At 62.0% G+C, this 26,295-nt stretch carries 27 protein-coding genes; 10 read left to right on the forward strand and 17 right to left on the reverse strand.

The window, feature by feature from the left end:
• Positions 1 to 6: 6 nt before the first annotated feature.
• From QWE_RS17965 to QWE_RS17985, 5 genes are all read right to left on the reverse strand, one after another.
• Positions 7 to 1,239 carry a L,D-transpeptidase family protein gene (locus QWE_RS17965; RefSeq protein ID WP_006727593.1) on the reverse strand — a complete coding sequence of 411 codons (1,233 nt, stop codon included), beginning with the start codon at positions 1,237 to 1,239 and terminating at the stop codon, positions 7 to 9.
• Between the two features lie 140 nt (positions 1,240 to 1,379).
• Positions 1,380 to 2,174: a YoaK family protein gene (locus QWE_RS17970; protein WP_006727594.1), complete on the reverse strand. Its 795-nt coding sequence runs from the start codon at positions 2,172 to 2,174 to the stop codon at positions 1,380 to 1,382.
• Positions 2,175 to 2,182: 8 nt separating this feature from the next.
• Positions 2,183 to 3,466, reverse strand: coding sequence for a DNA polymerase IV (locus QWE_RS17975; protein ID WP_006727595.1), 1,284 nt, complete (start codon positions 3,464 to 3,466; stop codon positions 2,183 to 2,185).
• A gap of 90 nt (positions 3,467 to 3,556) precedes the next feature.
• Positions 3,557 to 4,192: a hypothetical protein gene (locus QWE_RS17980; RefSeq protein ID WP_006727596.1), complete on the reverse strand. Its 636-nt coding sequence runs from the start codon at positions 4,190 to 4,192 to the stop codon at positions 3,557 to 3,559.
• Positions 4,192 to 4,485, reverse strand: coding sequence for a DUF3572 domain-containing protein (locus tag QWE_RS17985; RefSeq protein ID WP_006727597.1), 294 nt, complete (start codon positions 4,483 to 4,485; stop codon positions 4,192 to 4,194). The genes QWE_RS17980 and QWE_RS17985 overlap by 1 nt, the downstream gene beginning before the upstream one ends.
• Positions 4,486 to 4,623: 138 nt before the next feature.
• On the opposite strand from QWE_RS17985, the gene QWE_RS17990 reads away from it, so the two are divergent.
• Entirely contained in the window at positions 4,624 to 4,995 is a 372-nt protein-coding gene (locus tag QWE_RS17990) for a response regulator (protein WP_006727598.1), read from the forward strand.
• Between the two features lie 12 nt (positions 4,996 to 5,007).
• A complete protein-coding gene (locus QWE_RS17995) occupies positions 5,008 to 6,381 on the forward strand; it encodes a PleD family two-component system response regulator (RefSeq protein ID WP_006727599.1) in 1,374 nt (457 codons plus the stop codon).
• 746 nt (positions 6,382 to 7,127) lie between these two features.
• On the opposite strand, the gene rpmG is transcribed toward QWE_RS17995, so the two are convergent.
• From rpmG to topA, 5 genes are all read right to left on the reverse strand, one after another.
• The gene (gene rpmG / locus QWE_RS18000; RefSeq protein WP_006727600.1) at positions 7,128 to 7,295 is read right to left on the reverse strand and encodes a 50S ribosomal protein L33; all 168 of its coding nucleotides are present in this window, start codon (positions 7,293 to 7,295) and stop codon (positions 7,128 to 7,130) included.
• Positions 7,296 to 7,385: 90 nt separating this feature from the next.
• Positions 7,386 to 8,570 (reverse strand): MFS transporter, encoded by a 1,185-nt coding sequence (locus QWE_RS18005; RefSeq protein ID WP_006727601.1) that lies wholly within the window; start codon positions 8,568 to 8,570, stop codon positions 7,386 to 7,388.
• Positions 8,571 to 8,809: 239 nt separating this feature from the next.
• Positions 8,810 to 9,259 carry a DUF983 domain-containing protein gene (locus QWE_RS18010; protein ID WP_006727602.1) on the reverse strand — a complete coding sequence of 150 codons (450 nt, stop codon included), beginning with the start codon at positions 9,257 to 9,259 and terminating at the stop codon, positions 8,810 to 8,812.
• Positions 9,260 to 9,282: 23 nt separating this feature from the next.
• On the reverse strand, positions 9,283 to 11,505 hold the full coding sequence (gene rnr / locus QWE_RS18015; protein ID WP_083872955.1) for a ribonuclease R: 2,223 nt from the start codon (positions 11,503 to 11,505) through the stop codon (positions 9,283 to 9,285).
• A gap of 137 nt (positions 11,506 to 11,642) precedes the next feature.
• Positions 11,643 to 14,342 carry a type I DNA topoisomerase gene (gene topA / locus QWE_RS18020; protein ID WP_006727604.1) on the reverse strand — a complete coding sequence of 900 codons (2,700 nt, stop codon included), beginning with the start codon at positions 14,340 to 14,342 and terminating at the stop codon, positions 11,643 to 11,645.
• Positions 14,343 to 14,587: 245 nt separating this feature from the next.
• On the opposite strand from topA, the gene QWE_RS18025 reads away from it, so the two are divergent.
• Positions 14,588 to 14,821, forward strand: a complete 234-nt coding sequence (locus tag QWE_RS18025) for a hypothetical protein (RefSeq protein WP_006727605.1) — start codon at positions 14,588 to 14,590, stop codon at positions 14,819 to 14,821.
• Here QWE_RS18025 and dprA read toward each other — a convergent pair.
• The 4 genes from dprA to QWE_RS18045 are packed head-to-tail and all read right to left on the reverse strand — an operon-like array spanning position 14,774 to position 18,817.
• The gene (gene dprA / locus QWE_RS18030) at positions 14,774 to 15,928 is read right to left on the reverse strand and encodes a DNA-processing protein DprA (RefSeq protein WP_006727606.1); all 1,155 of its coding nucleotides are present in this window, start codon (positions 15,926 to 15,928) and stop codon (positions 14,774 to 14,776) included. The two genes, QWE_RS18025 and dprA, sit on opposite strands and share 48 nt — an antisense overlap.
• A gap of 9 nt (positions 15,929 to 15,937) precedes the next feature.
• The gene (plsY, locus tag QWE_RS18035) at positions 15,938 to 16,549 is read right to left on the reverse strand and encodes a glycerol-3-phosphate 1-O-acyltransferase PlsY (RefSeq protein WP_006727607.1); all 612 of its coding nucleotides are present in this window, start codon (positions 16,547 to 16,549) and stop codon (positions 15,938 to 15,940) included.
• A gap of 22 nt (positions 16,550 to 16,571) precedes the next feature.
• Entirely contained in the window at positions 16,572 to 17,864 is a 1,293-nt protein-coding gene (locus tag QWE_RS18040; RefSeq protein WP_006727608.1) for a dihydroorotase, read from the reverse strand.
• Positions 17,861 to 18,817, reverse strand: a complete 957-nt coding sequence (locus QWE_RS18045) for an aspartate carbamoyltransferase catalytic subunit (RefSeq protein ID WP_006727609.1) — start codon at positions 18,815 to 18,817, stop codon at positions 17,861 to 17,863. Before QWE_RS18045 ends, QWE_RS18040 begins: the two co-directional genes overlap by 4 nt.
• A 214-nt stretch (positions 18,818 to 19,031) precedes the next feature.
• Between QWE_RS18045 and QWE_RS18050 the strand changes: the two genes are divergently transcribed.
• Complete coding sequence (locus QWE_RS18050; protein ID WP_006727610.1) at positions 19,032 to 20,675, forward strand: acyl-CoA dehydrogenase family protein; 1,644 nt, start codon at positions 19,032 to 19,034, stop codon at positions 20,673 to 20,675.
• On the opposite strand, the gene QWE_RS18055 is transcribed toward QWE_RS18050, so the two are convergent.
• Positions 20,657 to 21,592 carry an AEC family transporter gene (locus QWE_RS18055; RefSeq protein ID WP_006727611.1) on the reverse strand — a complete coding sequence of 312 codons (936 nt, stop codon included), beginning with the start codon at positions 21,590 to 21,592 and terminating at the stop codon, positions 20,657 to 20,659. The two genes, QWE_RS18050 and QWE_RS18055, sit on opposite strands and share 19 nt — an antisense overlap.
• 143 nt (positions 21,593 to 21,735) lie before the next feature.
• Between QWE_RS18055 and QWE_RS18060 the strand changes: the two genes are divergently transcribed.
• Positions 21,736 to 21,981: a hypothetical protein gene (locus tag QWE_RS18060; RefSeq protein ID WP_006727612.1), complete on the forward strand. Its 246-nt coding sequence runs from the start codon at positions 21,736 to 21,738 to the stop codon at positions 21,979 to 21,981.
• On the forward strand, positions 21,978 to 22,313 hold the full coding sequence (locus QWE_RS18065; protein WP_006727613.1) for a DUF6105 family protein: 336 nt from the start codon (positions 21,978 to 21,980) through the stop codon (positions 22,311 to 22,313). The genes QWE_RS18060 and QWE_RS18065 overlap by 4 nt, the downstream gene beginning before the upstream one ends.
• On the opposite strand, the gene ruvX is transcribed toward QWE_RS18065, so the two are convergent.
• Positions 22,247 to 22,744: a Holliday junction resolvase RuvX gene (ruvX, locus tag QWE_RS18070; protein ID WP_006727614.1), complete on the reverse strand. Its 498-nt coding sequence runs from the start codon at positions 22,742 to 22,744 to the stop codon at positions 22,247 to 22,249. The genes QWE_RS18065 and ruvX overlap by 67 nt on opposite strands.
• Positions 22,745 to 22,757: 13 nt before the next feature.
• Positions 22,758 to 23,054: an alkylphosphonate utilization protein gene (locus tag QWE_RS18075; protein ID WP_006727615.1), complete on the reverse strand. Its 297-nt coding sequence runs from the start codon at positions 23,052 to 23,054 to the stop codon at positions 22,758 to 22,760.
• 147 nt (positions 23,055 to 23,201) lie between these two features.
• On the opposite strand from QWE_RS18075, the gene QWE_RS18080 reads away from it, so the two are divergent.
• From QWE_RS18080 to QWE_RS18095, 4 genes are all read left to right on the forward strand, one after another.
• Complete coding sequence (locus QWE_RS18080) at positions 23,202 to 23,906, forward strand: metal-dependent hydrolase (protein WP_006727616.1); 705 nt, start codon at positions 23,202 to 23,204, stop codon at positions 23,904 to 23,906.
• A gap of 66 nt (positions 23,907 to 23,972) precedes the next feature.
• Entirely contained in the window at positions 23,973 to 24,260 is a 288-nt protein-coding gene (gatC, locus tag QWE_RS18085) for an Asp-tRNA(Asn)/Glu-tRNA(Gln) amidotransferase subunit GatC (protein ID WP_006727617.1), read from the forward strand.
• Positions 24,261 to 24,337: 77 nt separating this feature from the next.
• Positions 24,338 to 25,819: an Asp-tRNA(Asn)/Glu-tRNA(Gln) amidotransferase subunit GatA gene (gene gatA / locus QWE_RS18090; protein ID WP_006727618.1), complete on the forward strand. Its 1,482-nt coding sequence runs from the start codon at positions 24,338 to 24,340 to the stop codon at positions 25,817 to 25,819.
• On the forward strand, positions 25,813 to 26,295 hold the full coding sequence (locus tag QWE_RS18095) for a GNAT family N-acetyltransferase (RefSeq protein ID WP_157790731.1): 483 nt from the start codon (positions 25,813 to 25,815) through the stop codon (positions 26,293 to 26,295). The genes gatA and QWE_RS18095 overlap by 7 nt, the downstream gene beginning before the upstream one ends.

Consider the following 26,295-nt stretch of genomic DNA (forward strand, 5'->3'; position numbering starts at 1 on the left):
TGATGCTCAGCCCCGCGGTTTGGCCCTGGTGACGGTGATGAAGTCTGTACCGTCGCCGGTCTCCGGGCCGATGCCGGTATCCGAGATGGTGATCGAGGATCCCTCGCTCAGCATGGTTTCGATGCGGGCGCGCACCTCATCCGGGATGTCGATGCGGGAAAGCGCGGCTTCGGCGGAGAAAATCGACTTGTCGTCCGCCGGGGTGACGATGCCGAGACGCTTCTGTGTCGATGCAGGCAGGTGGTCATCGAGCGTCACGCCGCGCCATTCCGCCTTGCGCTTGTAGCGATCGACAGCGGTCGCCTCGATGAAATGGGTGCCAAGTGCCTTTTCTGGCTCCCGGATGTCGACAGGGGCCGAAAAGAGTGGCGCGAATTTCTGCCGGATCATCAACTGGCCCGTCGGCGGGTGGTCCTCGCCGGCCTGCGCATAGAGCGCCCCGAGAAAAGTCTCGGACAGGATCTGGGCGTCCTTTTCGATGCCGTTCTTCTCCTTGAACGCCTTGATCGCCGCAATGGTCCGGCTGCCGAGCAACCCGTCGGAAATGCCGGCATCGAAGCCGAGCGTGCCAAGAAGCCGCTGGACGTCGGATACGACATCGCGCTGGGTGCGTCGTGTAATCAGAATACGCAGCGGAGGCGGTTCCGCGATCGTCACCTTTGTCTCGGCGCCGCTGCGCGGCGGAACCGCGTTCATCGCCACTTCGACGGGCGCCAGCCCCGCCTCGACGCGAGCGGGCCTGAGTTCCACGTCCGAGAGCAGCCCACCGTCGTCAACCGGCAGGCGCGGCGTGAATAGATTGGCATGGGTGATTGGCGTCGGGGCGACGGGATCGTCGGTGATGATCACATGCGCGCCACGCTTGGTCATGGAAAACAGCGTCTTGGCAAAGCCGTTCGGCAGGCGCACGCAGCCATGCGAGGCGGGATAGCCGGGCAGCTTGCCCTCGTGCAGGGCAATGCCCGACCATGTCAGGCGCTGCATGAAGGGCATCGGCGCGTTCGAATAGAGGTTGGACTCGTGATACTTGCGTTTCTCTAGGATCGAGAAGATCCCCGATGGCGTCGTGTGCCCGGGCTTGCCGGTCGAGACCTTCGTCGTCGCAACAACCTCGTCCCCGTCATAAACGGTCAGCGTCTGTTCCGCCTTCGAGATATAGATCTGCAGGGGCCCATCGGCAGCAAGCGCCGTGCTGGAGAGCAATGACAGGCTGATGGCGAGGGCGAAACGCTGAAACATGATCGACCATTCGAAACGCAATACACAACCGGTCGCAGTCTAAGCGACGATGTTTAAGAAAAGTTTCGCGAAAAGACCTCGATGCACCACTCACGCGGCTGTGATCGTCTGTCCACAGATGCCACGAGCAGTTACCCTGCTCACGGGGCAGGCGACGGGCGTGGTCTCAGTTGCGGCGAGGCAACGGCCAGCAGTAGGGCGGCCAGCGGCAGGGAAAAGGCATGGCCAATATGCTTGAACCCGAGTGCGCCGACGAGCCCGCCGAAGAAGAACATGCCGACAATGGGCAGGAGAATGCCGAGCTTGCGGCTGTCCGGTGCAAGTGGCGGATGATCCAGGAGCCGGCCGATGCGGCCATAGGCGAGCTTGCCCAGCTCGATGCCGACATCGGTGATCATGCCGGTCAAATGAGTGGTGCGGATGCGGGCGCCGGAAATCTTGGTGATCGTCGCGTTCTGCAGGCCCATCACGAAGCAGAGAAGAAGGGCGGTCATCGGCGCGGCCGAAGCCGCTGGTACCACGGCACCGATCCCGGCAAAGGCGATCAGCAGGCCGGATTCGAGCGCCAGCGGATAGGCATATTGCTGTCGCCGCGCATGGCGCCGGGCCCAGTTAATGAGAATGGCCGAGCAGGCAGCGCCCAGAGTGAAGCTTGCGAGAAGGGCGATGCCAGCGCCGACCAAACCGAAAAGACCGAGTGCCAGATTGTCGGCGATCGCCGAGACGATGCCGGTCATATGCGATGTGTAGTGGCCGATGGCAAGAAAACCGCCGGCATTCATCGCGCCAGCGACGAAGGCGAGGATGGCACCGAGCATGAGGTCGTTTCGGCGCGTGCGGCGATGGGCAGCAGCAATCCGCAAGAGCCGCATCTGGGCACCCTGGCCGCCCGTGCGCCGGCTCTGATCCTTGTTGATGGAGGGTGCTTGCGTCACGGAATCGCCTATCGCTTTGACGGGAATGTATAACCCGTCTGAACCGTACCCTTGCCGAACTTGTCGCGCAATTTGTCCATGGCGGCCTCTGCCGCTGCCCGCCGTGCAGCCTGGACATCGACAAGGTCCGGCGGATCGGCAATCGCCGGATCCTGCAGATCGCTGACACCGATCCCGATCAGCCGGAAGCGCGTTCCATCCGCCTCCTTCTCCAGGAGCGACATGCCGGTGCGGAAGATCCGGTCGGCGAGCTGGGTGGGGTCGTCGAGCCGCCGGTTGCGTGTCCTGAGCTTGAAATCGGCCGTCTTCAGTTTCAGGACGACGGTCTGCCCGGCGATCTCGTGTCGTTTCAGCCGCCATGCGACCTTTTCGGACAGGGCTCGCAGATGCACCACGAGATCGTCGAGCCGGTGAATGTCGTCGAAGAAGGTCGTTTCGGCAGAGACGCTTTTGGCCGGGTCGTTCGGGTGTACCGTACGCTCGTCAACTCCCCGGGACAGGCGCGCCAGACGCTGCCCCATCGAGCCGTAGCGGCGCATGAGATCGCTCTCGTCCTTCACCTGCAGCTGGCCGATGGTCCGGATGCCGTCGGCCTGTAGCGTCGTGGCAAAGGCCTTGCCGACACCCCAGATCATCGTCACAGGCTTGTCGGCGAGGAAGGTCAGAGCCTCGGCCTCACCGATGACAGAGAACCCGCGTGGCTTCTGCAGGTCGGAGGCGACCTTGGCGAGGAACTTGCAGTAGGAAAGGCCAACGGAAACGGTAATGCCGATCTCCTGCTCGATGCGTCGGGCAAGCCTCGCCAGCACCCGCGCCGGCGGATCGTGATGCAGCAGTTCGGTACCGCGCAAATCCAGAAAGGCCTCGTCGATCGAGATCGGCTGCACGAGCGGGGTCAGCTCCTCCATCATCGCCCGGATTTCGCGGCCGACGCGCGAATACTTCTCCATGTCGGGCTTGATGACCACGGCCTGCGGACAGGCCTCCAGCGCCTTAAACATCGGCATGGCAGACCGCACCCCGTGAATGCGCGCCACGTAGCAGGCGGTCGAGACGACCCCGCGCTTGCCGCCGCCGATGATCACCGGCTTGTCGATCAGCTCCGGATTGTCGCGCTTCTCCACCGAGGCGTAGAAGGCATCACAATCGATATGGGCGATCGACAGATCGTAGAGTTCGGAATGGTAGACGAGCCTCGGGCTGCCGCAGGAGCGGCAACGCCGCGCACCATCGGCCTGCCCGGTCAGGCAGTCACGACAAAAGCCGGAATGATCAGGAGCAGCGCGCGTCATGGCCAGAACAAAGGTTGAACAAGGCGACCATAGGCCGCCCTTTGAACGCAGGCAAGTGCGGCAATGCCGGGAAGGGGGCTCGCCGCCAGATTAGCCAGCAAAATGCGATCGGATCAGCTCGGACGCCTCTGCCCAGGTGCCGACACGCCGGACGGTTTCGGGTGGCTCGGGCGCGAAGCGGAAGATTTCGAGCGGTGGCGGAAGGTAGATCAACAGGCAGTCCGGCACGTGTTGGCCCACAGAGTGCAGATTGTGCACCATGTCGTCGACGAAGGCGACGGGAAGGGGCCTATTTCCCAGCAAGGCTGCCACCATCGGCCCCTTGGCCTCTTCCGTTGCAATCATCGGGAAGGTGAGCGTCAACTGGTCGAGCAGGCGTCGCCGCACCTCGGCGTGGCGAGGCGGCATGGCGGTGAGGAACACCAGATCGGCATCCTGGCCAAGAGCGTGGATGGTATCGACCGCATCGGCAAACGGCGTCTGCCAACGCTCCTGCTCGACGAAGAAGTCATCGATCAGCGCCTTGACGGCTAGCGCTTCGATTACGCTCTCGTCGGCGCCACTGACGATGTTTCCGGTCAGCTTGAAGGAGCGCGGGAGAAGCCTGTGGCCGCGGGTCTGCAGGAAGCTTTCGAACGGAGCGGCGAACTGCAGGACGACATCATCGACGTCGCACACGATCAAGGGCCTGTCCGTCAGGCGGATGTGGTCCAGATCCGTCAGCATCAGAAATCGGCCGAATCGAAGCTCGGACCGGCGTAGCGGTGATAGGCCTCGACCACGGTTTCAGGCTTGGTGTCCGTCGCTGTGCAGAATTCCATCAGCGTCGGTTCGTGCTGCATCAGAAACTCCAGCATGCCAGCGAGAAAGGCCGGGTCGCCGACGGCCCGGCGCAACTGTGTCGGCTGCACGCCAGACAGCGCGAGGAAACGCGACAGCATCTCCGGTTCGTTTGCCAGCCAGCCGAGCACGGCAACTGCAGTGGCTTCGGCATCGGCAGGTATATCTCTGTTTTTCATAAAGTCTTTTCCTCTCGCCCTGGCAAATTACCGATTTCGAAACCAAATAGCACTAGCATGCTCGAAGACGGAAGACGCAACTCGCGCTGGGTCCGGTGTTCCGGACTGAGTGAATGCGCGAGACAAAGGACCGGGTGAATGCCGAAAAAAGTGATGATTGTCGAAGACAACGAGCTCAACATGAAGCTCTTCCGCGATCTGATCGAGGCATCCGGCTATGAGACAGTGCAGACCCGCAACGGCATGGAAGCCATGGATCTCGCCCGGCGCCACCGCCCGGATCTGATCCTCATGGATATCCAGTTGCCCGAGGTCTCAGGGCTCGAAGTGACCAAATGGCTGAAGGACGATCCCGATCTCCACGTGATCCCGGTAATCGCTGTAACAGCTTTCGCCATGAAGGGCGACGAGGAACGAATCCGCCAGGGTGGCTGTGAAGCCTATGTCTCCAAACCCATCTCGGTCCCCAAGTTTATTGAGACGATCAAGACCTATCTCGGAGATGCGTGAGGACTGAAAGCCATGACTGCGCGTATTCTGGTCGTCGACGATATTCCTGCCAACGTGAAGCTGCTCGAAGCACGGCTGATAGCGGATTATTTCGACGTGCTGACGGCAAGCAATGGCCGCGACGCACTCGACATTTGCGATCGCACCCAGGTCGACGTCATTCTCCTCGACATCATGATGCCGGAAATGGACGGCTTCGAAGTCTGCGAAAGGCTGAAGTCCAACCCGCGTACGGCGCATATCCCGGTGGTCATGGTCACCGCCCTCGACCAGCCCTCCGATCGCGTCCGCGGTCTGCAGGCCGGGGCCGATGATTTCCTGACGAAGCCGGTCAACGACTTGCAGCTCATCTCGCGGGTAAAGAGCCTCGTGCGCTTGAAGACGCTGACGGACGAGCTGCGTATCCGCCATGACACCACCCGCGAGGCCGGCATCGGTGATATCTTGAGGCTGCAGGAGGGCCGCCTCGAAGAGCAGGCGCAGGTTCTGCTCGTCGACAGCCGCGGTGCTTCCCAGGAACGCATCATCAAGGCGTTGAAGTCGATTGCCGAAGTCAGCGCCATGTCCGATCCGCAGGCTGCGGTGTTCGAGGCGGCTGAAAACCCCTTCGACCTGGTCATCGTCAACAGCAATCTCGAGGACTACGACCCCTTGCGTCTCTGCTCGCAGATCCGGTCGCTGGAGCGCACCCGCTTCATCCCGATCCTGCTGATCACCGAGCAGGGGGATGAGCAGATGATCATCCGGGCGCTCGATCTCGGCGTGAACGACTACATTGTCCGACCGCTCGATCCGAATGAAATGATTGCGCGAACGCTGACCCAGGTCCGCCGCAAGCGCTACAACGACCGCCTGCGCAACAGCGTCCGCCAGACGATCGAGCTTGCCGTCACCGACGGCCTGACGGGTCTCCACAATCGCCGCTATCTCGACACACATCTGCGCACCTTGTTTGCCCGTGCCAAGGTACGTGGCCGGCCGCTGACGCTATGCATCACCGACATCGACCGCTTCAAGCAGGTAAACGATGTCTACGGCCATGATGCCGGCGACGAAGTGCTGAAGGAATTTGCTGGCCGCATTCGCTCCACCGTGCGCGGTGCCGATCTTGCCTGCCGGTTCGGTGGTGAGGAGTTCGTGGTCGTCATGCCGGATACGCCGGCGGAAGTCGCGGCAACGGTGGCCGAGCGGTTACGCGGTATGATCGAGGCACGTCCCTTCCAGCTTCGTTCTGGTGAGAGCCCGCTGATGCTGACGGCATCCATGGGCATCGCCACGATCGGCCCAGGCGTTGAAACGCCCGAGCAGCTTCTGAAGCAGGCCGACCGCGCCCTCTATGAAGCGAAGAACTCCGGTCGCAACCGCGTCGTCGCCGCTGCCGCGTGAATTAAAGGCATGGGGCGCCACCGCCTCCCCATTCAGCGGGCCTCCGGAAAGATTTTCACAGCTTTTTCAATTGCCGCCATCCTTGGCATGCCGGGTAATCTTGCTGACTTTTTGAGCAGTTACAAAACGACTTATTTTCAGTCACCAGAATAGTATTGATGCTGATCCTGCCGATGGCGTCCGACAGGATCGGGAATGTGCTTACTCGATTTTGTATTTAATTGAATATTAGGTTCCGCTGCAGCTGGCTGATCTCACCCGGACAAGTCAGTCTCTGTGATCTTTTCAAACTAAGCTTGAGAAGATCCGAAATGTCTCACCGGTATTCTCAAGTCTCAATGTGTGTAGAACTGACTATCCCGCGTGAATCGTAAGTTCATCTGAGCCTAATTTAACCATAAAGCAGTGAGGTTCCGCTAAGCAGTTAATAAACTGTTGATTTTTGTCTCTACTTGAGAGAACTTGCAGCCATCGGACAAGACCCCTTCGGAGGTCATCAATACCCCATGATGCTCAGGTCCGCCGCATCTCCTGGGTCGTGGGGTCGGTCGGTTGGTATGCAACGTCAAAAACGGTTCCTCGTGCCGTGTTGTGTGCCGACCGACCCCCTAATCGAACACCGGTTTCCGCAAGGAAGCCGGTGTTTTTCGTTTGGCGTCAGTGTCCGGGCAGGCGAGGATCGCTGAAAAAGAAAAAGGCGCGTCGCTAAAAGCGACACGCCTTTTTGAGAAGCCCTCGATCAAGTCTTACTTGATCTTGGTTTCCTTGAACTCGACATGCTTCTTAGCAACCGGGTCGTACTTGGTCTTCGTCATTTTTTCCGTCATCGTGCGGCTGTTCTTCGTGGTCACGTAGAAGAAACCCGTGTCAGCCGTCGACAGAAGCTTGATCTTGATGGTTGTAGCCTTAGCCATGGTCGTCCTGCCTCTAATAAACGAAGCCGTGGACGACCGAACGAGGCCCACGGCAAATCTGGCGCGAAACTACAAATCGCGCCCGAAAAGTCAAGTGCGTTTCGGCTTAAAAAGCAGGCGTCCCAGGGAAAGCACCACATAGAGCGCGAAGAAGCCTGCAATTCCCCAGGCAAATCCGTCATTGCCGGTGATGTCGATGGCAGCGCCTATGGCCTGCGGACCCGCGACCGTGCCGACTGCATAGCAGAAAATGAAGGCCGCATTGGCAGCCGCCAGATCGGCGCCGGTGAGTCGCGATCCGAGATGGCTCAAGCCCACGGTATAAAGACCAGAGACGCAGCCGCCCCAGAATAGCAGAACCACTGCCATCAGTTGCCAATGGCCGGACAGCCACGGCAGCGTCAGCGAACCGGCAAGTCCGACAATGGCAAGAATCGACAGAAGCAGGCGCCGGTCACGCATGCGGTCGGAGAGCAGCCCCAGCGGGATCTGGAAGATCATGTTGCCGACACCCATGACGGTCAGGAGAAGCGCTGCCTGCGTCTCTGTAAAGCCGCTGCGGGTGGCATAGATCGGGAAGAGGGAGAGGCCACCGGCTTCCACCGCCCCGAAGACGAAAACTGCCACTGTCGCCGTCGGCACCAGGAAGATGTAGCGGAAGAAATGCATCTCCGGTTTTTCGCTCAGCACCGGGCTTTCGTTGCGGGCGATGTAGATCGGGATGGCCGCCGCAAGGATCGCGATGGCGCCGACCGCAAAGGGCAGGAGCCCGTCGCTTCCGAGTACGGAGAAGAGCAGGGGACCGCAAGCAAACCCGACGGCGAGCATCGTCGCATAGATGCCCATCACCAGGCCGCGTCTGCGCGAAGGGGCAGCCGCATTGATCCAGAATTCGGAGAGGATGAAGAGTGTCGTGGTCGCACCGTGAAATACGATGCGCAGCGGAAACCACATCCAGAACTGTTCGGCATAGTAGAAGCCGATCGCGCTGATCGCCGAGAGAACAACCGCCCAAAGCATTGTCGGCACGACGCCGAGCTTGTGGGCGAGTTTGGTGGTCACGGGAGCAGCCGCCATTGCGGCGATCCCGGCCATCGCCGAATTGAGGCCGATCAGTGTCGAGGAGATGCCGCGCTTTTCCAGAATGATGCTGAGCAGCGGCAGGCCGAGGCCGATCGCAATGCCCACGGCGGAGATCGCCGAGATTGCCGCGAAGAGCGAGGGCCAGTGGATGTCCTCGCGGTCGCCGTTCAGGCCGCCATTGGTCTCAGACATCGGACACCCGGTCGTTCATGTCGCGTTCCTGCCTGAGGCATGACCGCAGGCGCGCAGGTGTCGAAATCTGTGATGGCATCGGCGCGTACCAGCTCCCGGGCATAGTCGATCGGCGCGGCATGTTCAGACTGGAAACCGCGCGCCTGTCAAGCGCTTCTGATCTCTCTGTCCGAATCAAGACTGCGCCTCTGGGCGACGTTTAACGACAAACCGCCACAGTCACGTGACGGGTCTATGACTTAATCGCGGCTGTCGCCAAAGGCGTCCGGCTGCTCGTCATGCCCGCCGAAACCGTGCATGCGCAGCGCCCATTGCAGGCCAACCACGCCGCCCTTGATCGGCTGCAGGCACAGGAGGGACGTGACGACGCCGATCGGTGCCCAGATGGCAAAATGCACCCAGGCCGGCAAGACGAAGACAAGATCGGTGGCCATGAAGCCGCCGACGAGAACGTGGCCTAGGATGAGAATGACGAGATAGGCCGGCAGGTCGTCGGCCCGATGGTGATGATAGTCCTCTCCGCAGGCCTCGCAATTGTCCACCACCTTGAGATAGCTGCGGAAGAGCTTGCCCGAGCCGCAGGACGGACATTGATTGAGCATGCCTCGCTTGATCGAGCGCCCCAGCGGACGATCGGCCTTCTCGCCGTCACCATATTGGATCGTTGCCTGGGTCTGATTGCCGCTCATGTGCTGCCTCCGGGGCGAAAGTGTCAACGTCGCGAGCGCGGCGGACGTGTGCCGGGCTGCTTGCGCCCGTTCCGTCGTCCGGCCTTGTGGAAGGAACGCGTCGCCACCGGCATCTTGCGTCCCTCGCTCAGCATCTCGAAGCGCAGCGCGCCGGCCAGCGGGACCGCTTCCACAAGCTTGACCTCGACGACGTCGCCGAGCTGATAGCCGAGCCCGGACTTCTCGCCCGTCAGGGCCTGATGCGCTTCGTCGTAGATATAGTAGTCCCGGCCCAGTGTTGAAACCGGGATAAAGCCATCTGCGCCAAATTGCGGCAGGGCAACGAACAGACCGGACTTTGTGACGCCCCTGATCTGTCCTTCGAACTCATCGCCGATGCGCCCAGCAAGATGATGCGCGATCAGGCGGTTGACCGTGTCGCGCTCGGCCGCCATCGCGCGGCGCTCGAAGGTCGAGATTTCAGCGGCGATATCCTCGAGGCTCGCTTCCTCTTCTTTCGTGATCCCACCTTCGCCCAGACCCAGCGAACCCACCAGAGCCCGGTGAACAATGAGGTCGGCGTAACGGCGGATCGGCGAGGTGAAATGGGCATATTTCATCAGGTTGAGGCCGAAATGGCCGATATTGTCAGGGCTGTAGATCGCCTGGCTCTGGCTGCGCAGCACCATCTCGTTGACGATCACCTGATGTGGCGTGTCTTCGGCTTTCGCCAGAATGCCGTTGAAGGAGTTGGAGCGCATGTTGCCGCCCTTCACCAAGGACATGCCGAGCGTGGCGAGGAATTCCCGCAGCACTTCCTGCTTGGCGAGTGTCGGTGCGTCATGGATGCGGTAGATCAGCGGCTGGCGCTTTTTCTCCAGCGTCTCGGCAGCCGCGACGTTCGCCTGGATCATCATTTCTTCGATCAGCTTGTGGGCGTCGAGCCTCTCGGGCACATGCACGCGATCGACCGTACCGTCTTCCTTGAGGATGATCTTGCGCTCGGGCATGTCGAGCTCGAGCGGCTGGCGACGGTCACGGCCGCGTTTCATCACCGCATAGGCATGCCACAGGGGCTTCAGGATCGGCTCCAGCAACGGGCCTGTCTTGTCGTCGGGCTTGCCGTCGATGGCGGCCTGCGCCTGTTGGTAGGACAGCTTGGCCGCGCTCTTCATCATGATGCGATGGAAGGTGTGGCTCGCTTTGCGGCCCTCATGCGAGAAGACCATGCGCACGGCGAGCGCCGGCCGGTCGACGCCCTCGCGCAGCGAGCAGAGATCGTTCGAGATCCGCTCGGGCAGCATCGGCACGACACGATCGGGGAAATACACGGAATTGCCGCGCTTCAAGGCTTCGCGATCCAGCGCCGATTTCGGCCGGATGTAGTAGGAGACGTCGGCAATAGCGACAGTGACGATCACGCCATCCGGATTGTCCGGCGACGTATCGAGCTCGGCATAGACGGCGTCGTCATGGTCCTTGGCATCATGCGGATCGATGGTGATGAGCGGCAGGTCGCGCCAGTCTTCCCGATGCGACATCGAGGCGGGCTTGGCTTCCTCGGCCTCCGAGATCACCGACTGCGGGAAGATATGCGGGATGCCATGCGCATGGATCGCGATCATCGAGATCGCCTTTTCCGAGGCAACCGATCCGACGACGTTGAGCACCTTGGCCCGCGCCAGGCCGAAGCGGGCGCTGCGGCCGACCTCCACCTCGACGAGGTCGCCATCCTTGGCCTCGCCAATATCAGTGGCATCAATCTGCATTTCCTCGCCGCGCCGGTCGATCGGCATCAGGCGTGCGCCACCGTCAGGCATCTTCCTGACAACGCCCATGACGGCGCCGACATGGCGATCGAGGATCTTGATCACGCGGGCGGTATAGGCCGGGCCGGAGCGGTCCTTGTTGGCGAAGATCTTGGCGAGCACACGGTCGCCGAGGCCGCCGACGGCCGCCTTGCCCTTGGAGCGGTCGGAGCTCGACTGGCGGATCAGAACGGCCGGTGCCGCGCCTGCCTCTTCGGGCCACTCCGCCGGTCGGCCGATCAACTCGCCGTCCTTGTCGCGCGTGGTGATATCGAGAACTGTGACCGGGGGTAGGGCGCCGGGTCGTGTCAGGGACTTGCGGCTCTTTTGCACGAGGCCGTCTTCTTCGAGATCCTTCAGCGCCTGCTTCAACTCGACGCGCTGCTCGCCCTTCAACCCAAAGGCCTTGGCGATCTCGCGCTTCGAGGCGCGATCCGGATTGTCGGTGATGAACTGCATGAGCACGTCACGGGGAGGCACTTCCCCGTGGATGAGGGCGGTGGGGTTTTCGCTCCTCGCCTTGGCCGCGCCTTCCGCCCGCCGGCTCTTGCGGTTGCCGGAGCCGGGTGTCTCGGAGGGGTCGCGGTATCTCTTGCTCAAGTCGCACTCTTCTTCGTTGTCTTTGCTTTCGTCGCGGTCTTTGCCGGCGCCTTCTTGGCGGCAGCGGCCTTCGGCTTCGCGGCCGTCTTCTTCGGCTTTGCCGCCGCACCGTCTTCCGACTTTGCCTTGGCAGACTTGGCCGGAGCCTTCTTGGCCTTGCTCTTGCCGCCGCCGTCCTTGGCCGCGCGCTCGGCGATCAGCACGAGGGCTTCCTCGACGGTCACGCTTTGCGGATCCTTGCCCTTCGGCAGGGTGGCATTCACCTTGCCCCAATTGACATAGGGACCGAAACGACCTTCGCGGACCGTCATCGCGCCACCATCAGGATGCTCTCCGAGCTCCTTCAGCGCAACTGCCGCCGTGCGGCCACGGCCGCCCGGATTGGCCTTCTTTTCGGCGAGCACGGTCACGGCGCGGTTGAGGCCGATCGAGAGCACGTCCTCGATACCCTCGAGATTGGCATAGGTGCCGTCATGCAGCACGAAAGGCCCGTAGCGTCCGAGACCGGCCGAAATCATCTTGCCGGTTTCGGGATGCGCGCCCACGTCGCGCGGCAGCGACAGAAGCGACAGCGCCTTTTCGAAATCGATATCCGCCGGCGCCCATCCCTTCGGCAGCGAGGAGCGCTTGGCTTCCTTGCCCTCACCGCGCTGGACATAGGGTCCGAAACGTCCCGAACGCAGCGTGATCTCTTCCTCGGTGACCGGATCCTTGCCGAGTGCCCGCGGCTCATTGCCGCCGGCTTCGGCTTCGGCACCGCCCTCGCTGGTCAGCTGGCGGGTGAAGTTGCATTCCGGATAATTCGAACAGCCGACGAAAGCGCCGTATTTGCCGAGCTTCAGCGAGAGATTGCCGGTGCCGCACACCTGGCAGATGCGCGGATCGGACCCATCCTCGCGCTTCGGGAAGACGAGTGGCGCCAGCGCCTCGTTCAGCGCGTCGAGCACATTGGTGACGCGCAGTTCCTTGGTGTCTTCGATCTGGGCGAAGAAGTCCTGCCAGAAGGCGCGCAGCACGTCCTTCCAGTTCAGCTCGCCGGCCGAGATCTTGTCGAGCTTCTCTTCCAGATCGGCGGTGAAGTCGTATTCGACATACTTGTTGAAGAAGTTCTCAAGGAAGGCCGTGACCAGCCGACCCTTCGAATGCGGGATGAGCTTTCGCTTGTCCATGACCACGTATTCGCGGTCGCTCAGCGTCTTCAGCGTCGCGGCATAGGTCGAAGGCCGGCCGATGCCGAGTTCTTCCATCTTCTTGATCAGCGATGCTTCCGAGTAACGCGGCGGCGGCTCGGTGAAATGCTGGCTGGCATTCACCTTTTGCTTGGCCAAAGCCTCACGCGCATTGATCTCGGGCAGGCGACCATCCTCGTCGTCACCATCTTCAGGTGCTTCGCCTTCCTCGCGCTGGTCCGTATAAGCGGCGATGAAGCCGTCGAAGCGAATGACGGAGCCGACTGCACGCAGGCCTGCCTTCTCGCCGTTGTTGTCAGCCAGGATCTCGACCGTCGTACGCTCGATTTCGGCAGACGCCATCTGGCTCGCGATCCCGCGCTTCCAGATCAGGTCGTAGAGCCGCATCTGGTCGCTGTCGAGGAAGCGGCGCAGCTTGTCGGGCGAGCGGTTGAAATCGGTCGGACGAATGGCTTCGTGGGCTTCCTGGGCGTTCTTCGCCTTGGTCGAATAGAGGCGCGCCTTTTCGGGCACGTAGCGCGGGCCGAACTGGTCGAGCACCGCGGCACGCGCCGCCTCGATCGCCTCCGGTGCCATCTGCACGCCATCGGTACGCATATAAGTAATGAGGCCAACGGTTTCGCCGCCGATGTCGATGCCTTCATAGAGCTTCTGGGCGATCTGCATGGTGCGCGATGCCGAGAAGCCGAGCTTCGAGGATGCGGCTTGCTGCAGGGTGGATGTGGTGAAGGGCGGTCCCGGATTGCGCTTGACCGGCTTCGCCTCGACGCTGTCGACAGCAAAGGCTGCACCTTCGAGCAGGGCCTTGATGCCGGCTGCCTGATCACCATTGGTGACCGAGTTGCGCTGCATGCGCTTGCCCTGATGCGAAACGAGCCTCGCCTCGAACTCGTCGCCACGCGGCGTCTTCAGAAGGGCGGAGATGTTCCAGTATTCCTCGGCGACAAAACGTTCGATCTCGGTCTCGCGGTCGCAGACGAGGCGCAGCGCCACCGACTGCACGCGGCCGGCCGAGCGGGCCCCCGGCAGCTTCCGCCAGAGAACCGGCGACAGATTGAAGCCGACGAGATAGTCGAGCGCACGGCGGGCGAGATAGGCGTCAACCAGCGGCGTATCGATATCACGCGGATTGGCCATGGCATCGAGCACGGCCTTCTTGGTGATGGCGTTGAAGACCACGCGCTTCACCGGCTTGTCACCAATCACCTTCTTCTTCTTCAGAAGGTCGAGCACGTGCCACGAAATCGCTTCCCCTTCGCGATCGGGGTCGGTTGCGAGAAACAGGCCGTCAGAGGATTTTACCGCATCGGCAATGTCCCTCATGCGTTTCTGCGAGGCCGTATCGACCTCCCAGAACATCTCGAAATCCTGGTCTGGCAGAACGGAGCCATCCTTGGCCGGCAGATCGCGCACATGGCCGAACGAGGCGAGCACCTTGTATCCGGGACCCAGATACTTGTTGATCGTCTTGGCCTTGGCCGGGGATTCTACGACTACGACGTTCATTGGACAGCTATACCTTCAACGCATCCGATCAGCGGCACCGCACCACAGTCTTCGGAACACGGTTTTCCGACATGGAGGGCGAAACGGCTGCGGTCAAGAGGCGCGGCCTATTTTCCGACCTATGGATATATGCAACCTGAGGGGGATCATAGGTAGATTGCAATCCTAGATAAATGATCTATTGTATTTCACAGGGGATGGCGAGGCCGGGTAGTGACGGCCTTTTCAGAAGACGGACAAGAGCGATGGCACGAGACACAGTCGACATGAACGGTCGCGGAACCCGCACGATGGAAAACATCGCCTACATCCGCCAGATGCTCGCCGAGTTGCGGCTGGTTGCCGAAAATGAAGGCGCCGAGATGCTCTGTTATCTGATCGAGATGGCCTATGTCGAAGCCGGCGATGTCCAGTCCGGCCGCCGTGCGCTCTCAATCCATCATGCTCAGCGAGACAAACCCTCCCGCATGCCGCTCTAGGCGCCCGGCGATATCAAGTTCCAGCAAAACCAGATAGACCGAGGACGCCGGCAGGGCCGTGTGGCGGATGATGTCATCGATCTCGACGGGTGTCGGGCCGAGCGCCTGCACGATTACGAGCCGTTCGTCATCATTCGGCGGAGGAGCAAGCGGTCTGTCTCCCGCCTCGTCGGCAGGCTCGTCTGCCTCGGTCGGACCGAAGAGATCGAGTTCGGAAATCGGCGCCAGCGCCTGCAGCACATCCTGTGGTCTGGTGGTGACGGTCGCACCGTCCTTGAGCAAGCCGTTTGTGCCCTCGCAGCGCGGATCGAGGGGGGAGCCGGGAACCGCAAAGACCTGTCGACCGAATTCTCCCGCGAGCCTTGCGGTGATCAGCGAACCCGAGCGCGCTGCCGCCTCAATGACCACCACGCCCAGAGCCACACCAGCGATCAGCCGGTTGCGTCGGGGAAAATCGCGCGCCCGCGGTTCCCAGCCGAAGGGCATCTCGGAAATGGCGAGACCGCGACCGCCGCAGATCTGGTCCAGAAGATCGATATTCTCGGGAGGGTAGGGCTGGTCGAGGCCGCCGGCCATGGCTGCAATTGTGCCGGTGTCGAGGCTGGCCCGATGGGCTGAGGCGTCAATGCCGCGTGCAAGGCCGGACACGATCGTATAGCCGGCACGTCCGATCTCCCGCGCCATCATCGCCGCGAATTTCGCACCGCTGATCGAGGCGTTGCGCGATCCGACGATGCCGACGGCCGGAAGGCTCGCGACCTCGAGGTCGCCCTTGGCTGCGACCAGGGGAGGGGCGGCATCGATCTGTCGGAGTGCGGCCGGATAGTCGGGCTCGCCGATGCCGATGAAGCGGGCGCCGAAACGCGTGGCAGTCTCGATTTCGCGCTCGGCATCACCAATGGTTGCGATGCGAATGCTGCGGGTCGATCCGCCGCGCCGCGAAAGCTCCGGAAGAGCCTCGATCGCCGTCTCGGCCGAGCCGAAGTGGTTGATCAGGTCCCGGAAAGTGGCTGGACCGACATTATCGCTGCGGATCAGCCTCAGCCAGGCGATCCTCTGGCGGTCCGTCAGCGCAATCCCTTTTCGTCTTGCGCCGCCTGACCCCATGGCTCTCCTCTAGCCCTTTTTGCCGATCTTGCTCTCGGTTCCCGCGATCAGCCGCCCGATATTCTCTTTGTGACGCCAGTAAGTGATGACTGTCATGACGGCCGTCACGACCGCAGCCTCTTCAACCCCAAGTATCCACAATACAACCGGGATGACAAGTGTTGCGACGAGCGCGGACAACGAAGAGTAGCGGGTGATGAAGGCGACCGCGAGCCAGACGATGGCAAACACCAGCACCATCCGAGGCTCAACCCCGAGCAGCGTTCCGATATAGGTTGCGACACCCTTGCCGCCCTTGAAGCCGAGCCAGACCGGGAAGAGGTGGCCAATAAAGGCTGCGAAGCCGCCGAAGAGAGCAGCGTTCTGTCCGAAGACCGCATGCGCGATCAGCGCAGCAGCCGTGGCCTTCAGCGCATCGAGGAGGAGGGTGGCGGCCGCGAGCTTCTTGTTGCCGGTGCGCAGCACGTTTGTCGCGCCGATATTGCCCGAGCCGATCGAGCGCAGGTCGCCGAGGCCAGCCATCTTGGTCAGCACCAGTCCGAAGGGGATGGAGCCGAGCAGGTAACCGAACAGGAGGACGATGGCGAGGTTGCCCCAGCCGAGGGCGGAAATGTCGATCATGTGTATCCCTGTCCCCTGTGGTCTAGAGCGAGTGGACGCACTGGCCTGCAACATAGGTTGCAACGGCCCGGCCCGAGAAGCGCGCATCTTCGAAAGGCGTGTTCTTCGAGCGTGCAAGAAGACTGTCGCGCGACACGAGCCACGGCTCGTCGAGATCGACGAGCGTGATGTCGCCGTGAGCACCCGGCTTCAGCGTGCCACCGGGAAGGCCAAAGATTTCGGCCGGCCTCGTCGACATGGCATCGATCAGCCGCATCAGCGAAACCTGGCCGGCATGGTGAAGGCGAAGGGCTGCCGACAGCATGGTTTCGAGGCCGATTGCGCCATCGGCAGCCTCGCCGAAGGGCAGGCGCTTGGTGTCGACGTCCTGCGGATCATGCGAGGAAACGATGATGTCGATCTGGCCCTTGGCCAGCGCATCGACCATCGCCATGCGATCGTCTTCCGAGCGCAGCGGCGGATAGAGCTTGAAGAAGGTCCTGTATTCGCCGATGTCGTTTTCGTTGAGGCTCAGGTGATTGATCGAGATGCCGCAGGTGACCTTGGCACCGCGCTTGCGGCCTAGTTCGATCGCCTCGACCGATTCTGGAATGGAGATCTGCGAGGCGTGATACTTGGCCCGCGTCAGCGCCGCGATCCTGAGGTCCCGCTCCAGCGGAATGAGCTCGGTTTCACGCGGGATGCCGCCGAGCCCAAGCCAGCTTGCGAGCAGTCCCTCGTTCATCACGCCATTGGCAGCGATATACTTCTCCCGCGTTTCCAGCGCGATCACGGCGCCGAATTCGCGGGCGTAAGTCATGGCCCGGCGCAGGACCTGCGTATCGTTCAGCCCGTGGCGACCATTGGTGAAGGCAACCGCACCGGCCTGCTGCAGAAGGCCCATCTCGGTCATCTCGGCACTGATCATGCCCTTGGTCAGGGCCGCTGCCGGATAGACGCGGACATCGGCCGTATCACGGGCCGTCTTCTTGACGAACTCGACGAGCGCGATGTCGTCGATGACGGGATCGGTCTCCGGCATCATGATGAAGGAGGTAATGCCGCCGGCCGCAGCCGCCCGGCTGGCGGATGCTATCGTCTCGCGATGTTCCGAACCCGGTTCGCCGACAAAGACGCGGGCATCGACGAGACCTGGGATGGCGGTGAGGCCTCTGCAGTCACGGATTTCGGCACCCTCGGGCGTGCCCTGGTTTTGCGCATCGGCACCTGAGGCGAGGATCTTGCCGTCGGCACCGACAATGATGGTGCCGATTTCGTCGCGCTTGCGCGAGGGATCGACGATGCGAGCATTCTTGAGAACCAGAGGTTTTCTCATGCGCCCATCCCCTCCGAACGCGGTCCCTGGTTCTGCGAGACAAGCAGAGTTTCCATGACGGCCATGCGAACCGCAACCCCCATCTCGACCTGGCTCTCGATCACGCTCTGCGGGCCGTCTGCGACCTCGGAGGCGATCTCCACGCCGCGGTTCATCGGGCCCGGATGCATGACGAGCGCATCCTCCTTGGCGGCCTTCAGCTTTTCGGCATCCAAGCCATAGAAGTGGAAGTACTCACGAACCGACGGCACGAAGGAGCCGGACATGCGCTCGCGCTGCAGGCGCAGCATCATCACGACATCCGCATCCTTCAGGCCTTCCTTCATGTCGTGGAAGACCTCGCAGCCCATGTCGGCGATGCCGGCCGGCAGCAGCGTCGCCGGTGCGACGACGCGGACGCGGGCGCCCATGGCGTTGAGCAGCAGGATATTGGAGCGCGCCACGCGCGAATGCAGCACATCGCCGCAGATCGCGACGATAATCCGCGACAGCTTGCCCTTGGCGCGGCGGATGGTCAGCGCATCGAGAAGCGCCTGGGTCGGATGCTCATGCTGTCCGTCACCGGCATTGACCACGGAGCAGGCAACCTTTTGCGCAAGCAGGGCAGCAGCACCGGCGGAGGAGTGACGCACGACCAGCACGTCCGGGCGCATGGCGTTCAGCGTCATCGCCGTGTCGATCAGCGTTTCGCCCTTCTTCACGGAGGAATTGCCGACCGACATGTTCATCACGTCGGCGCCGAGGCGTTTGCCCGCAAGCTCGAACGAGGCTTGCGTCCGCGTCGAGGCTTCGAAGAAGAGGTTGATCTGGGTGAGGCCCCTCAGCGTGGAAGTCTTCTTCTCCCGCTGGCGGCTGATTTTGACGGCTTCGTCTGCCTTGTCCAACAGGAACGTGATGTCCTGCTCGGTAAGGCCCTTGATGCCGATGAGATGGCGATGGGGAAAGAAGACCATGGACGTCCTCCTGAGATGTCACGCGGTCTATAAAGTGTGGGATCGGGCCGGGCAAGCACATGCTAGGTGGATTGACGCACGGTCCCCATGTAATAGGAGCGAATGCACGGTAGGGAACACCGGCGGTTTCGCCCTGGATGCTCCAACCGCAATGGATGACGAAGACGAAGCGTTGGTTGGCCAACCTGCGTCTCCCACAAGATCGGCAGGATTGATGAACCGGACGGAAGAAAAACTCGCAGCGCTCAACCAGCCCAAGCCCTGGTCCGGCATCAATGCCTACCGCGCCGATCCGCTGCTTGTTGATCTGACATCCTCACTGTCGCGTCCGCTACGCGAGGAATACGACGTCATCGGCAAATACGTGACCTCGCCGGAAGCACAGGAACTGGCGCGCATGGCCAATGCCAGCCCGCCGCAGCTTAGGACCCATGGCGTGCGCGGCGAGCGCCTCGATGTCGTCGAATTCCACCCCGCCTGGCATGCCCTGATGCGCCGTTCGATGGCCTCGGGCCTGCATTCCTCCGTCTGGGAAAATGCGCCGGAAGCCCGTGGCCACGAGCACAAGGCCCGTGCCGTCCGCTTTTTCCTGACGGCCCAGCTCGAATCGGGCCATCTCTGCCCGCTCACCATGACCAGTGCCTCGGTCGCCGCCCTCGTCGCATCTCCGGCCGTCCAGAAGGAATGGACTCCGCGGATCCTGTCGCGCAAATACGACAGCAGCAACAAGCCGCCGATGCAGAAGAGTGCCGTCACCATCGGCATGGGCATGACCGAAAAGCAGGGCGGCACGGATGTCCGCGCCAACACCACCATGGGCGAGCGGGTGGGTGAGGGGATCTACCGCCTTTCCGGCCACAAATGGTTCATGTCGGCTCCGATGAGCGACGCCTTCGTGATGCTCGCCCAGACCAAGGACGGTATGGGCTGCTTCCTCGTGCCGCGTCTCCTTGAGGATGGTTCCGCCAACGGCCTGGAATTCCAGCGCCTGAAGGACAAACTCGGTAACCGGTCGAACGCCTCTTCCGAAGTCGAGTTCTCCGAAACCTTCGGCTTCCTGCTCGGCACGCCGGGGGACGGCGTGCGCACCATCCTCGACATGGTGACGCTGACGCGCCTCGACTGCGCGCTGTCCTCCGCCGGCATGATGCGCGCCTCCATGGCCGAGGCCGTCCATCACGTGCGCGGCCGCATGGTTTTTGGCAAGAACCTTATTGACCAGCCGATGATGACCCGCGTGCTCGCCGACATGGCGCTCGATGTTGCGGCAGCGACTGCACTCGCCTTCCGTCTCGCCGACAGCTTCGACAAGGCGCGCGAAAGCCCGATCGACGCGGCCTATGCCCGTGTCATGACCCCCGTTGCCAAATACTGGGTCTGCAAGATCGCCCCGTCCCTCATCTACGAGGCCATGGAATGCATCGGCGGCAGCGGTTATGTCGAGGAGCGGCCGATCGCCCGCCATTACCGCGAAGCTCCGGTCAACGCGATCTGGGAAGGCTCCGGCAATGTCATGGCGCTGGATGTCCTGCGTGTGCTGAGCCGTGGCAAGGATCTCTTCGAGACTCTGTTTGCCGGGCTTGAGCGGGATCTCGGCCCGTCCGGCAAGAAGACTGTCGAAGTCTTGCGTGCTGCAACAGCGCTTGCCGAACGTGACGAAGCCGCCGGTCGCCTGCTCATCGAGCAGCTCGCGCTCGCGGCCGGTGCCGCCGAACTCTATCGTCTGGGGGCAGGCAAGATCGCCGATGCCTTCCTCGAATCACGCCTCGCGGGTGGCTGGCGCCATACCTATGGCGTGCTCGATGCGCGATTCGATTCGCGCTACGTGCTGGATCTCCTCTATCCGCCGGCTGCCTGAGCGGCGAGATAGAGCACGACGGGGATGGTGAAGAAGGCGGCGACCGTTTGCACGGTGGCCGCTGCCGCATAGAGATCGGCGTCGCCACCCATCTGCTTGGCGAGCACGTAGCCGTTCATCGCGGTCGGCACTGCGGCGCCCAATGCAATCATCACAAGGATTTCGCCTGAGAGACCGAAGGCAAGCGCGAGCAGCACCGCGACAGCCGGGAAGACCAGGAGCTTCAGCACGACCGTCATCAACACGCTCGGCTGCGGCTTCAGGGCATCCGCGACACGCAGACCTGCGCCGACGGTCACGAGACCCAGGCCGAGCGAAGCGCTGGCAATCAGGTCGACCGCGGTCATGACAGGCGCATAGATCGAAATCCCCGCAAAGTTCACGAGCACACCCAGCAAGGCACCGATGATGATCGGATTGGTGATGATCCTGAAGACAAAGGTCTTCAGACCCCGACTCTTGCCGGAGAACCATACCATCACCCCGACATTGATGAGATTGAGCGGTATGATGATCGATGCCATGATGATGGCGATAACGGATAGGCCCGTCTGTCCTGTCAGTTTCTCGGCAATGGCGAGCGCCATGAAGCCGTTCCAGCGCGTCGATGTCTGAAAAACCGAGGTGTAAGAGGGCCCGCCCATGCCGCGCGCCTTGAGAAGCGGCCATATGGCAAGAACAAGAGCAGTCATCACCCCGACCGCGAGCAGAGAGACGAGGCCGACGCTGCCGCTGTCGAGTGCCGAGAAGTTCGTGGTCGACAGTGTCTGGAAGAGCAGCGCCGGAAACAAAACGAAATAGCCGAACTGCTCGAGCCCGCTCCAGAAGCTCTCGTTGATGAGCGTGGTGCGTTTCAACACGACGCCGAGAATCACGAGCAGGAAGATCGGCAGAATGCTTTCGAATATGATGAGCATGGCGGGTCCTGGATGGCGGGCAGGGGAGGGGTAGACCCGGCAACCCCTGCTTTCAATCGAAAATCTTGTCCCGACGACATTTTCGGCCAAGTGGCTGTAACTGCTCATCCACAGGCGCTGTTAACCTTAACAAAGGGTTTACGTTGCGTGTTCGTGCCGAACAGGCCACCTTTTGCACGGGACAGACGTTAAAGGGCGAAGTGGTGACGGACGCGCTTGTTGCACGACCGGTGGCAACCATCATGATGATGGTATTTTTCTCGGGGCTGGCGCTCGATATCGCCTTCCCGGCTGCCGTGCTGACCGTCATGGCTTCCCTGAAATGGCTGGTGGAAAACTGGCCGGCGACAAATGACTTGTCGTTCGATCGAAAGGCGGAAACGGCATGAAGACACTTCTGCTCTTGTGGGCTTTGCCCATCACGATCCTGGGCGCCTGGTACGGTCTGTCCTACTACGACATGAGCTTCGGCATTTTCATGCTGACGCGGGACGCGCACGATCTGGTCTTCCAGATCTATGGCAACGTCCTGGGCATTGCGCCCGAAACGATCCCGCCTCTGGTCGCGCGGGCGATCGTCGTTGACAGCCTGATCCTGTTTGCGATCATCGGCTTTCGCCGCCGCAAGCAGATCAAGGCCTGGTGGGCCGCCCGTCAGGCGAAGTCGGCGGAATTGTCCGAGGTGCGGGCAAGCCCTGAGAGCCTGTCGAGCGCTCCCTGAAGAATGAAGCTCGCAGCGGCGGAATCGATCCGCTCGCTGCGCTTGGCTCTAGAGACATCCATTTCCAGAAGCGCTCTTTCGGCAGCGACCGTCGACAGCCGCTCGTCCCAGTATATGAAGGGTATGTCGGTTTTCTCCGACATCGAGCGCACGAAGGCGCGTGTCGCCTGGACGCGAGGACCCGACGAGCCATCCATGTTGACCGGCAGGCCGATGACGAAGGCGGCAATCTTCTCCTTCGCCGCAAAGGCGAGCAGAACCTCGGCATCCTGCGTGAATTTCACCCGCTTGATGACAGGGCGAGGGGTGGCAAAGCGCCGGCCGAGATCGGACGCCGAAAGCCCGATCGTCTTTGTGCCGAGGTCAAGCCCGGCAATGGCTTCACCGGGTTTCAACCGTTCAGCCAGTTCCTCGATCGTCAGCGTGGCCATCTTGTCTCGCCGATCAACGCTTGCGTACGAATTCGGTTCTGAGCACCAGACCCTTGATCCCGTCAAAGCGGCAGTCGATTTCCTCGGGGTCATCCGTCAGCCTGATCGAGCGGATAACCGTGCCCTGCTTCAGCGTCTGGCCGGCACCCTTCACCTTGAGATCCTTGATCAGCACGACCGAATCGCCGTCGGCAAGTTCGGTGCCGGAGGCGTCGCGGGCGATGGGCTTGGCGGCGGCCGCTGCTGCAACTTCGGACGCCGGACGCCATTCGCCGGTCGCCTCGTCATACACGTAGTCGTCATCGGCCATGGTGGTTCCTTTCTTGCGCTCGGCGCTACGGCTGTCATGCTGGTCGCTTAGACCAGCATGGGCATAGAAGCAACTCGGCGCGACTGTTGCCGATGGAGCGCCCCGCCATATATTGCGAACGATATTCAAGGACCGGAGACTCAACGCATGAAAATCACCTGGCTCGGCCACGCCGCCTTCCGTCTCGACTCGGCCAAGGCCTCGATCCTCATCGATCCCTTCCTCACCCATAATCCGGGCTTTGCCGGTCTCGACCGCAAGGACATGACCAAGGGTGTGACGCACATCCTGCTCACTCATGGGCATGGCGACCATGTCGGCGATACGGTGCAGCTCGCGCAGGAAACTGGCGCGACGGTGCTTGCCAATGCCGATCTCGCCGCCTGGCTCGGCAGCAAGGGCGTCGACAAGCTGGAAATGGGCAACACCGGCGGCACCATCCGTTTCGAGGGCTTCACGGTGACATTCACCAATGCGCTGCATTCCTCCGCCCAGATCACCGAAGACGGCGTGTCGCACGCACTTGGCAATGCCAACGGCCTGATGTTGCATTTCGACGACGAAGCCTCGGTGCTTCATATGGGCGACACGGACATCTTCTCCGACATGAAGCTGATCCACGAATTGCATCAGCCCGATGTCGGCATCGTTCCGATCGGCGACCGCTTTACCATGGGCGGTGCGGTGGCAGCACTCGCCTGCCAGCGCTTCTTCGACTTCAAGACGGCGATCCCCTGCCACTACGGCTCCTTCCCGATCATCGACCAGACGCCGGAGAAATTCGTCGCCGGCATGGATGGAACCCGCACCCGTGTGGCGACCCCGCAGGCCGGCACGGCCGTCGAGGTCTGACAAACCCCGTTGCCTCAGCGCTTGACGGCCATTATAGCGAAGAAAACAGCTTATCCGGAGAATGCCATGTCTGTTGACCTCGCCACCGTCAAGCGCGTCGCCCGCCTTGCCCGCCTCGCTGTAAGTGAGGAGGATGCCGCGCGCATGACCGGAGAGCTGAACGGCATTCTGGGCTTTGTCGAGCAGCTGGACGAAGTGGATGTCACGGGCGTCGAGCCGATGACCTCGGTCACGCCCATGGCGATGAAGAAGCGCGCAGACGTGGTCACCGATGGCAACAAGGCCGATGCCGTTGTCGCCAATGCGCCTGCCACCGACCGCAATTTCTTCCAGGTGCCGAAGGTCGTCGAATAAGACCGACCTCTGCCCCCTGAGCCAGCCTCCCGAATTTCCCGCCCGGATGGGCGAATACAGTCTGAAGTGAAACGACCATGAGCGAACTGACCAGCCTCACCATCGCCGAAGCCCGCGCGAAACTCGCCGCAAAGGAGATCAAGGCCGTCGAACTGACGGATGCCTATCTCTCCGCGATCGATCAGGCGAATGGCGCGCTGAACGCTTATGTTGCTGTCACGCCCGACATCGCCCGCGACATGGCAAAGGCGTCCGACGCGCGTATCGCCGACGGCAAGGCTGGTGCGCTGGAAGGCATTCCGCTCGGCGTCAAGGATCTCTTCGCCACCAAGGGCGTGCACACCCAGGCCTGCAGCCACATCCTCGACGGCTTCAAGCCGGAATATGAATCGACCGTCACCACCAATCTGTGGGATGCCGGCGCCGTCATGCTCGGCAAGCTCAACATGGACGAATTCGCCATGGGCTCGTCCAACGAGAGCTCCTATTACGGCCCTGCCGTGAACCCTTGGAAAGCGACCGGCTCCGACGACAAGCTGGTTCCGGGCGGCTCGTCCGGTGGTTCGGCCGCTGCCGTCGCCGCCCATCTCTGCGCAGGTGCGACCGCAACCGATACCGGCGGCTCTATCCGTCAACCGGCCGCTTTCACCGGCACCGTCGGCATCAAGCCGACCTATGGCCGCTGCTCGCGCTGGGGTGTCGTCGCCTTCGCCTCGTCGCTCGACCAGGCCGGTCCGATCGCCCGTGACGTGCGCGATGCCGCGATCCTGCTGAAGTCCATGGCGAGCACCGATGCGAAGGACACGACCTCCGTCGACTTGCCCGTGCCGGACTATGAAAAGGCCATCGGCGGCTCCGTGAAGGGCATGAAAATCGGCATCCCGCGCGAATACCGCATCGACGGCATGTCGGAAGAGATCCTGGCGCTCTGGCAACAGGGTATCGCCTGGCTGAAGGAAGCCGGTGCCGAGATCGTCGATATCTCCCTGCCGCACACGAAATACGCGCTGCCGGCCTATTACATCGTGGCACCAGCCGAAGCTTCGTCGAACTTTGCCCGCTATGACGGCGTCCGTTACGGTCTGCGCGTCGACGGCAAGGACATCGTCGATATGTACGAGAAGACCCGTGCCGCCGGCTTCGGTAAGGAAGTCCAGCGCCGCATCATGATCGGGACCTATGTGCTGTCTGCCGGCTATTACGACGCCTACTATCTGAAGGCCCAGAAGGTCCGCACGCTGATCAAGCGCGACTTCGAACTCGCCTTCGAAGCCGGCGTCGATGCGATCCTGACGCCGATCACGCCGTCGTCTGCCTTTGCCATCGGCGACAAGGAACTCGCGGCCGATCCGGTCAAAATGTATCAGCAGGACGTCTTCAGCATCACGCTCAACATGGCCGGGCTGCCGGGCATCTCTGTTCCCGCCGGCCTCGATGCCAAGGGCCTGCCGCTCGGCCTTCAGGTCATCGGCAAGCCGTTCGAGGAGGAAACCCTGTTCAAGACGGCCCATGTCATCGAACAGGCTGCCGGCAAGTTCACGCCGGCCAAGTGGTGGTAAAGGACTTCGTCATCCGTGACATGACGGCGGCCGATGCGGACAGCGTCGGCCGTGTCGGTTTCGACGCCTGGGCCGCCAATCCGGTGCTCAATGCCTTTGGCGTCGACATGATGGTCCGCATTCGCCTGAGCTTCCGCCGTTTCGCCCAGGAACAGTTCAGCCTGATCACCGTCGGCGAGCTCGGCGACGAAATTGCCGGCTGGATCGCCCGTGACGGCGCGCGCGACTACATCTCCGATCTCTGGGTGAGCCCCGCCCATCAGGGTCTCGGCATCGGCTCGGCTCTAGTCTCGAGGCTCCTGCGCGAGATGCGCGCCGAAGGTTTGAAGCGGGCGCGGATCGACACGCATGCCGCCAACGAAGGCGCAATCCGGCTCTACAAGGATCTGGGCTTCACCATCGTCTGGCGCGGGATGCAGCATTCGCCGTCCATGGGAATGGCGGTCGACAAGGTGAAGATGCAGCTGGTGTTTTGA

It is taken from the genome of Agrobacterium albertimagni AOL15 (assembly GCF_000300855.1).
Lineage (GTDB): Bacteria > Pseudomonadota > Alphaproteobacteria > Rhizobiales > Rhizobiaceae > Allorhizobium > Allorhizobium albertimagni.

Excerpts from the sequence above, each read along its gene's own strand:
- QWE_RS18075 (WP_006727615.1), bottom strand. The coding sequence starts at position 23,054 with ATGGCCGATGACGACTACGTGTATGACGAGGCGACCGGCGAATGGCGT.
- QWE_RS18080 (WP_006727616.1), top strand. The coding sequence starts at position 23,202 with ATGAAAATCACCTGGCTCGGCCACGCCGCCTTCCGTCTCGACTCGGCC.
- QWE_RS18040 (WP_006727608.1), bottom strand. The coding sequence starts at position 17,864 with ATGAGAAAACCTCTGGTTCTCAAGAATGCTCGCATCGTCGATCCCTCG.
- QWE_RS18050 (WP_006727610.1), top strand. The coding sequence starts at position 19,032 with ATGAACCGGACGGAAGAAAAACTCGCAGCGCTCAACCAGCCCAAGCCC.
- QWE_RS17975 (WP_006727595.1), bottom strand. The coding sequence starts at position 3,466 with ATGACGCGCGCTGCTCCTGATCATTCCGGCTTTTGTCGTGACTGCCTG.
- QWE_RS17995 (WP_006727599.1), top strand. The coding sequence starts at position 5,008 with ATGACTGCGCGTATTCTGGTCGTCGACGATATTCCTGCCAACGTGAAG.
- dprA (WP_006727606.1), bottom strand. The coding sequence starts at position 15,928 with ATGGGGTCAGGCGGCGCAAGACGAAAAGGGATTGCGCTGACGGACCGC.
- QWE_RS17985 (WP_006727597.1), bottom strand. The coding sequence starts at position 4,485 with ATGAAAAACAGAGATATACCTGCCGATGCCGAAGCCACTGCAGTTGCC.
- topA (WP_006727604.1), bottom strand. The coding sequence starts at position 14,342 with ATGAACGTCGTAGTCGTAGAATCCCCGGCCAAGGCCAAGACGATCAAC.
- QWE_RS18010 (WP_006727602.1), bottom strand. The coding sequence starts at position 9,259 with ATGAGCGGCAATCAGACCCAGGCAACGATCCAATATGGTGACGGCGAG.
- gatC (WP_006727617.1), top strand. The coding sequence starts at position 23,973 with ATGTCTGTTGACCTCGCCACCGTCAAGCGCGTCGCCCGCCTTGCCCGC.
- QWE_RS17980 (WP_006727596.1), bottom strand. The coding sequence starts at position 4,192 with ATGCTGACGGATCTGGACCACATCCGCCTGACGGACAGGCCCTTGATC.
- QWE_RS18045 (WP_006727609.1), bottom strand. The coding sequence starts at position 18,817 with ATGGTCTTCTTTCCCCATCGCCATCTCATCGGCATCAAGGGCCTTACC.
- rpmG (WP_006727600.1), bottom strand. The coding sequence starts at position 7,295 with ATGGCTAAGGCTACAACCATCAAGATCAAGCTTCTGTCGACGGCTGAC.
- plsY (WP_006727607.1), bottom strand. The coding sequence starts at position 16,549 with ATGATCGACATTTCCGCCCTCGGCTGGGGCAACCTCGCCATCGTCCTC.
- rnr (WP_083872955.1), bottom strand. The coding sequence starts at position 11,505 with ATGCAGTTCATCACCGACAATCCGGATCGCGCCTCGAAGCGCGAGATC.
- gatA (WP_006727618.1), top strand. The coding sequence starts at position 24,338 with ATGAGCGAACTGACCAGCCTCACCATCGCCGAAGCCCGCGCGAAACTC.
- QWE_RS18065 (WP_006727613.1), top strand. The coding sequence starts at position 21,978 with ATGAAGACACTTCTGCTCTTGTGGGCTTTGCCCATCACGATCCTGGGC.
- QWE_RS17990 (WP_006727598.1), top strand. The coding sequence starts at position 4,624 with ATGCCGAAAAAAGTGATGATTGTCGAAGACAACGAGCTCAACATGAAG.
- QWE_RS18005 (WP_006727601.1), bottom strand. The coding sequence starts at position 8,570 with ATGTCTGAGACCAATGGCGGCCTGAACGGCGACCGCGAGGACATCCAC.
- QWE_RS18055 (WP_006727611.1), bottom strand. The coding sequence starts at position 21,592 with ATGCTCATCATATTCGAAAGCATTCTGCCGATCTTCCTGCTCGTGATT.
- ruvX (WP_006727614.1), bottom strand. The coding sequence starts at position 22,744 with ATGGCCACGCTGACGATCGAGGAACTGGCTGAACGGTTGAAACCCGGT.
- QWE_RS18025 (WP_006727605.1), top strand. The coding sequence starts at position 14,588 with ATGGCACGAGACACAGTCGACATGAACGGTCGCGGAACCCGCACGATG.
- QWE_RS17965 (WP_006727593.1), bottom strand. The coding sequence starts at position 1,239 with ATGTTTCAGCGTTTCGCCCTCGCCATCAGCCTGTCATTGCTCTCCAGC.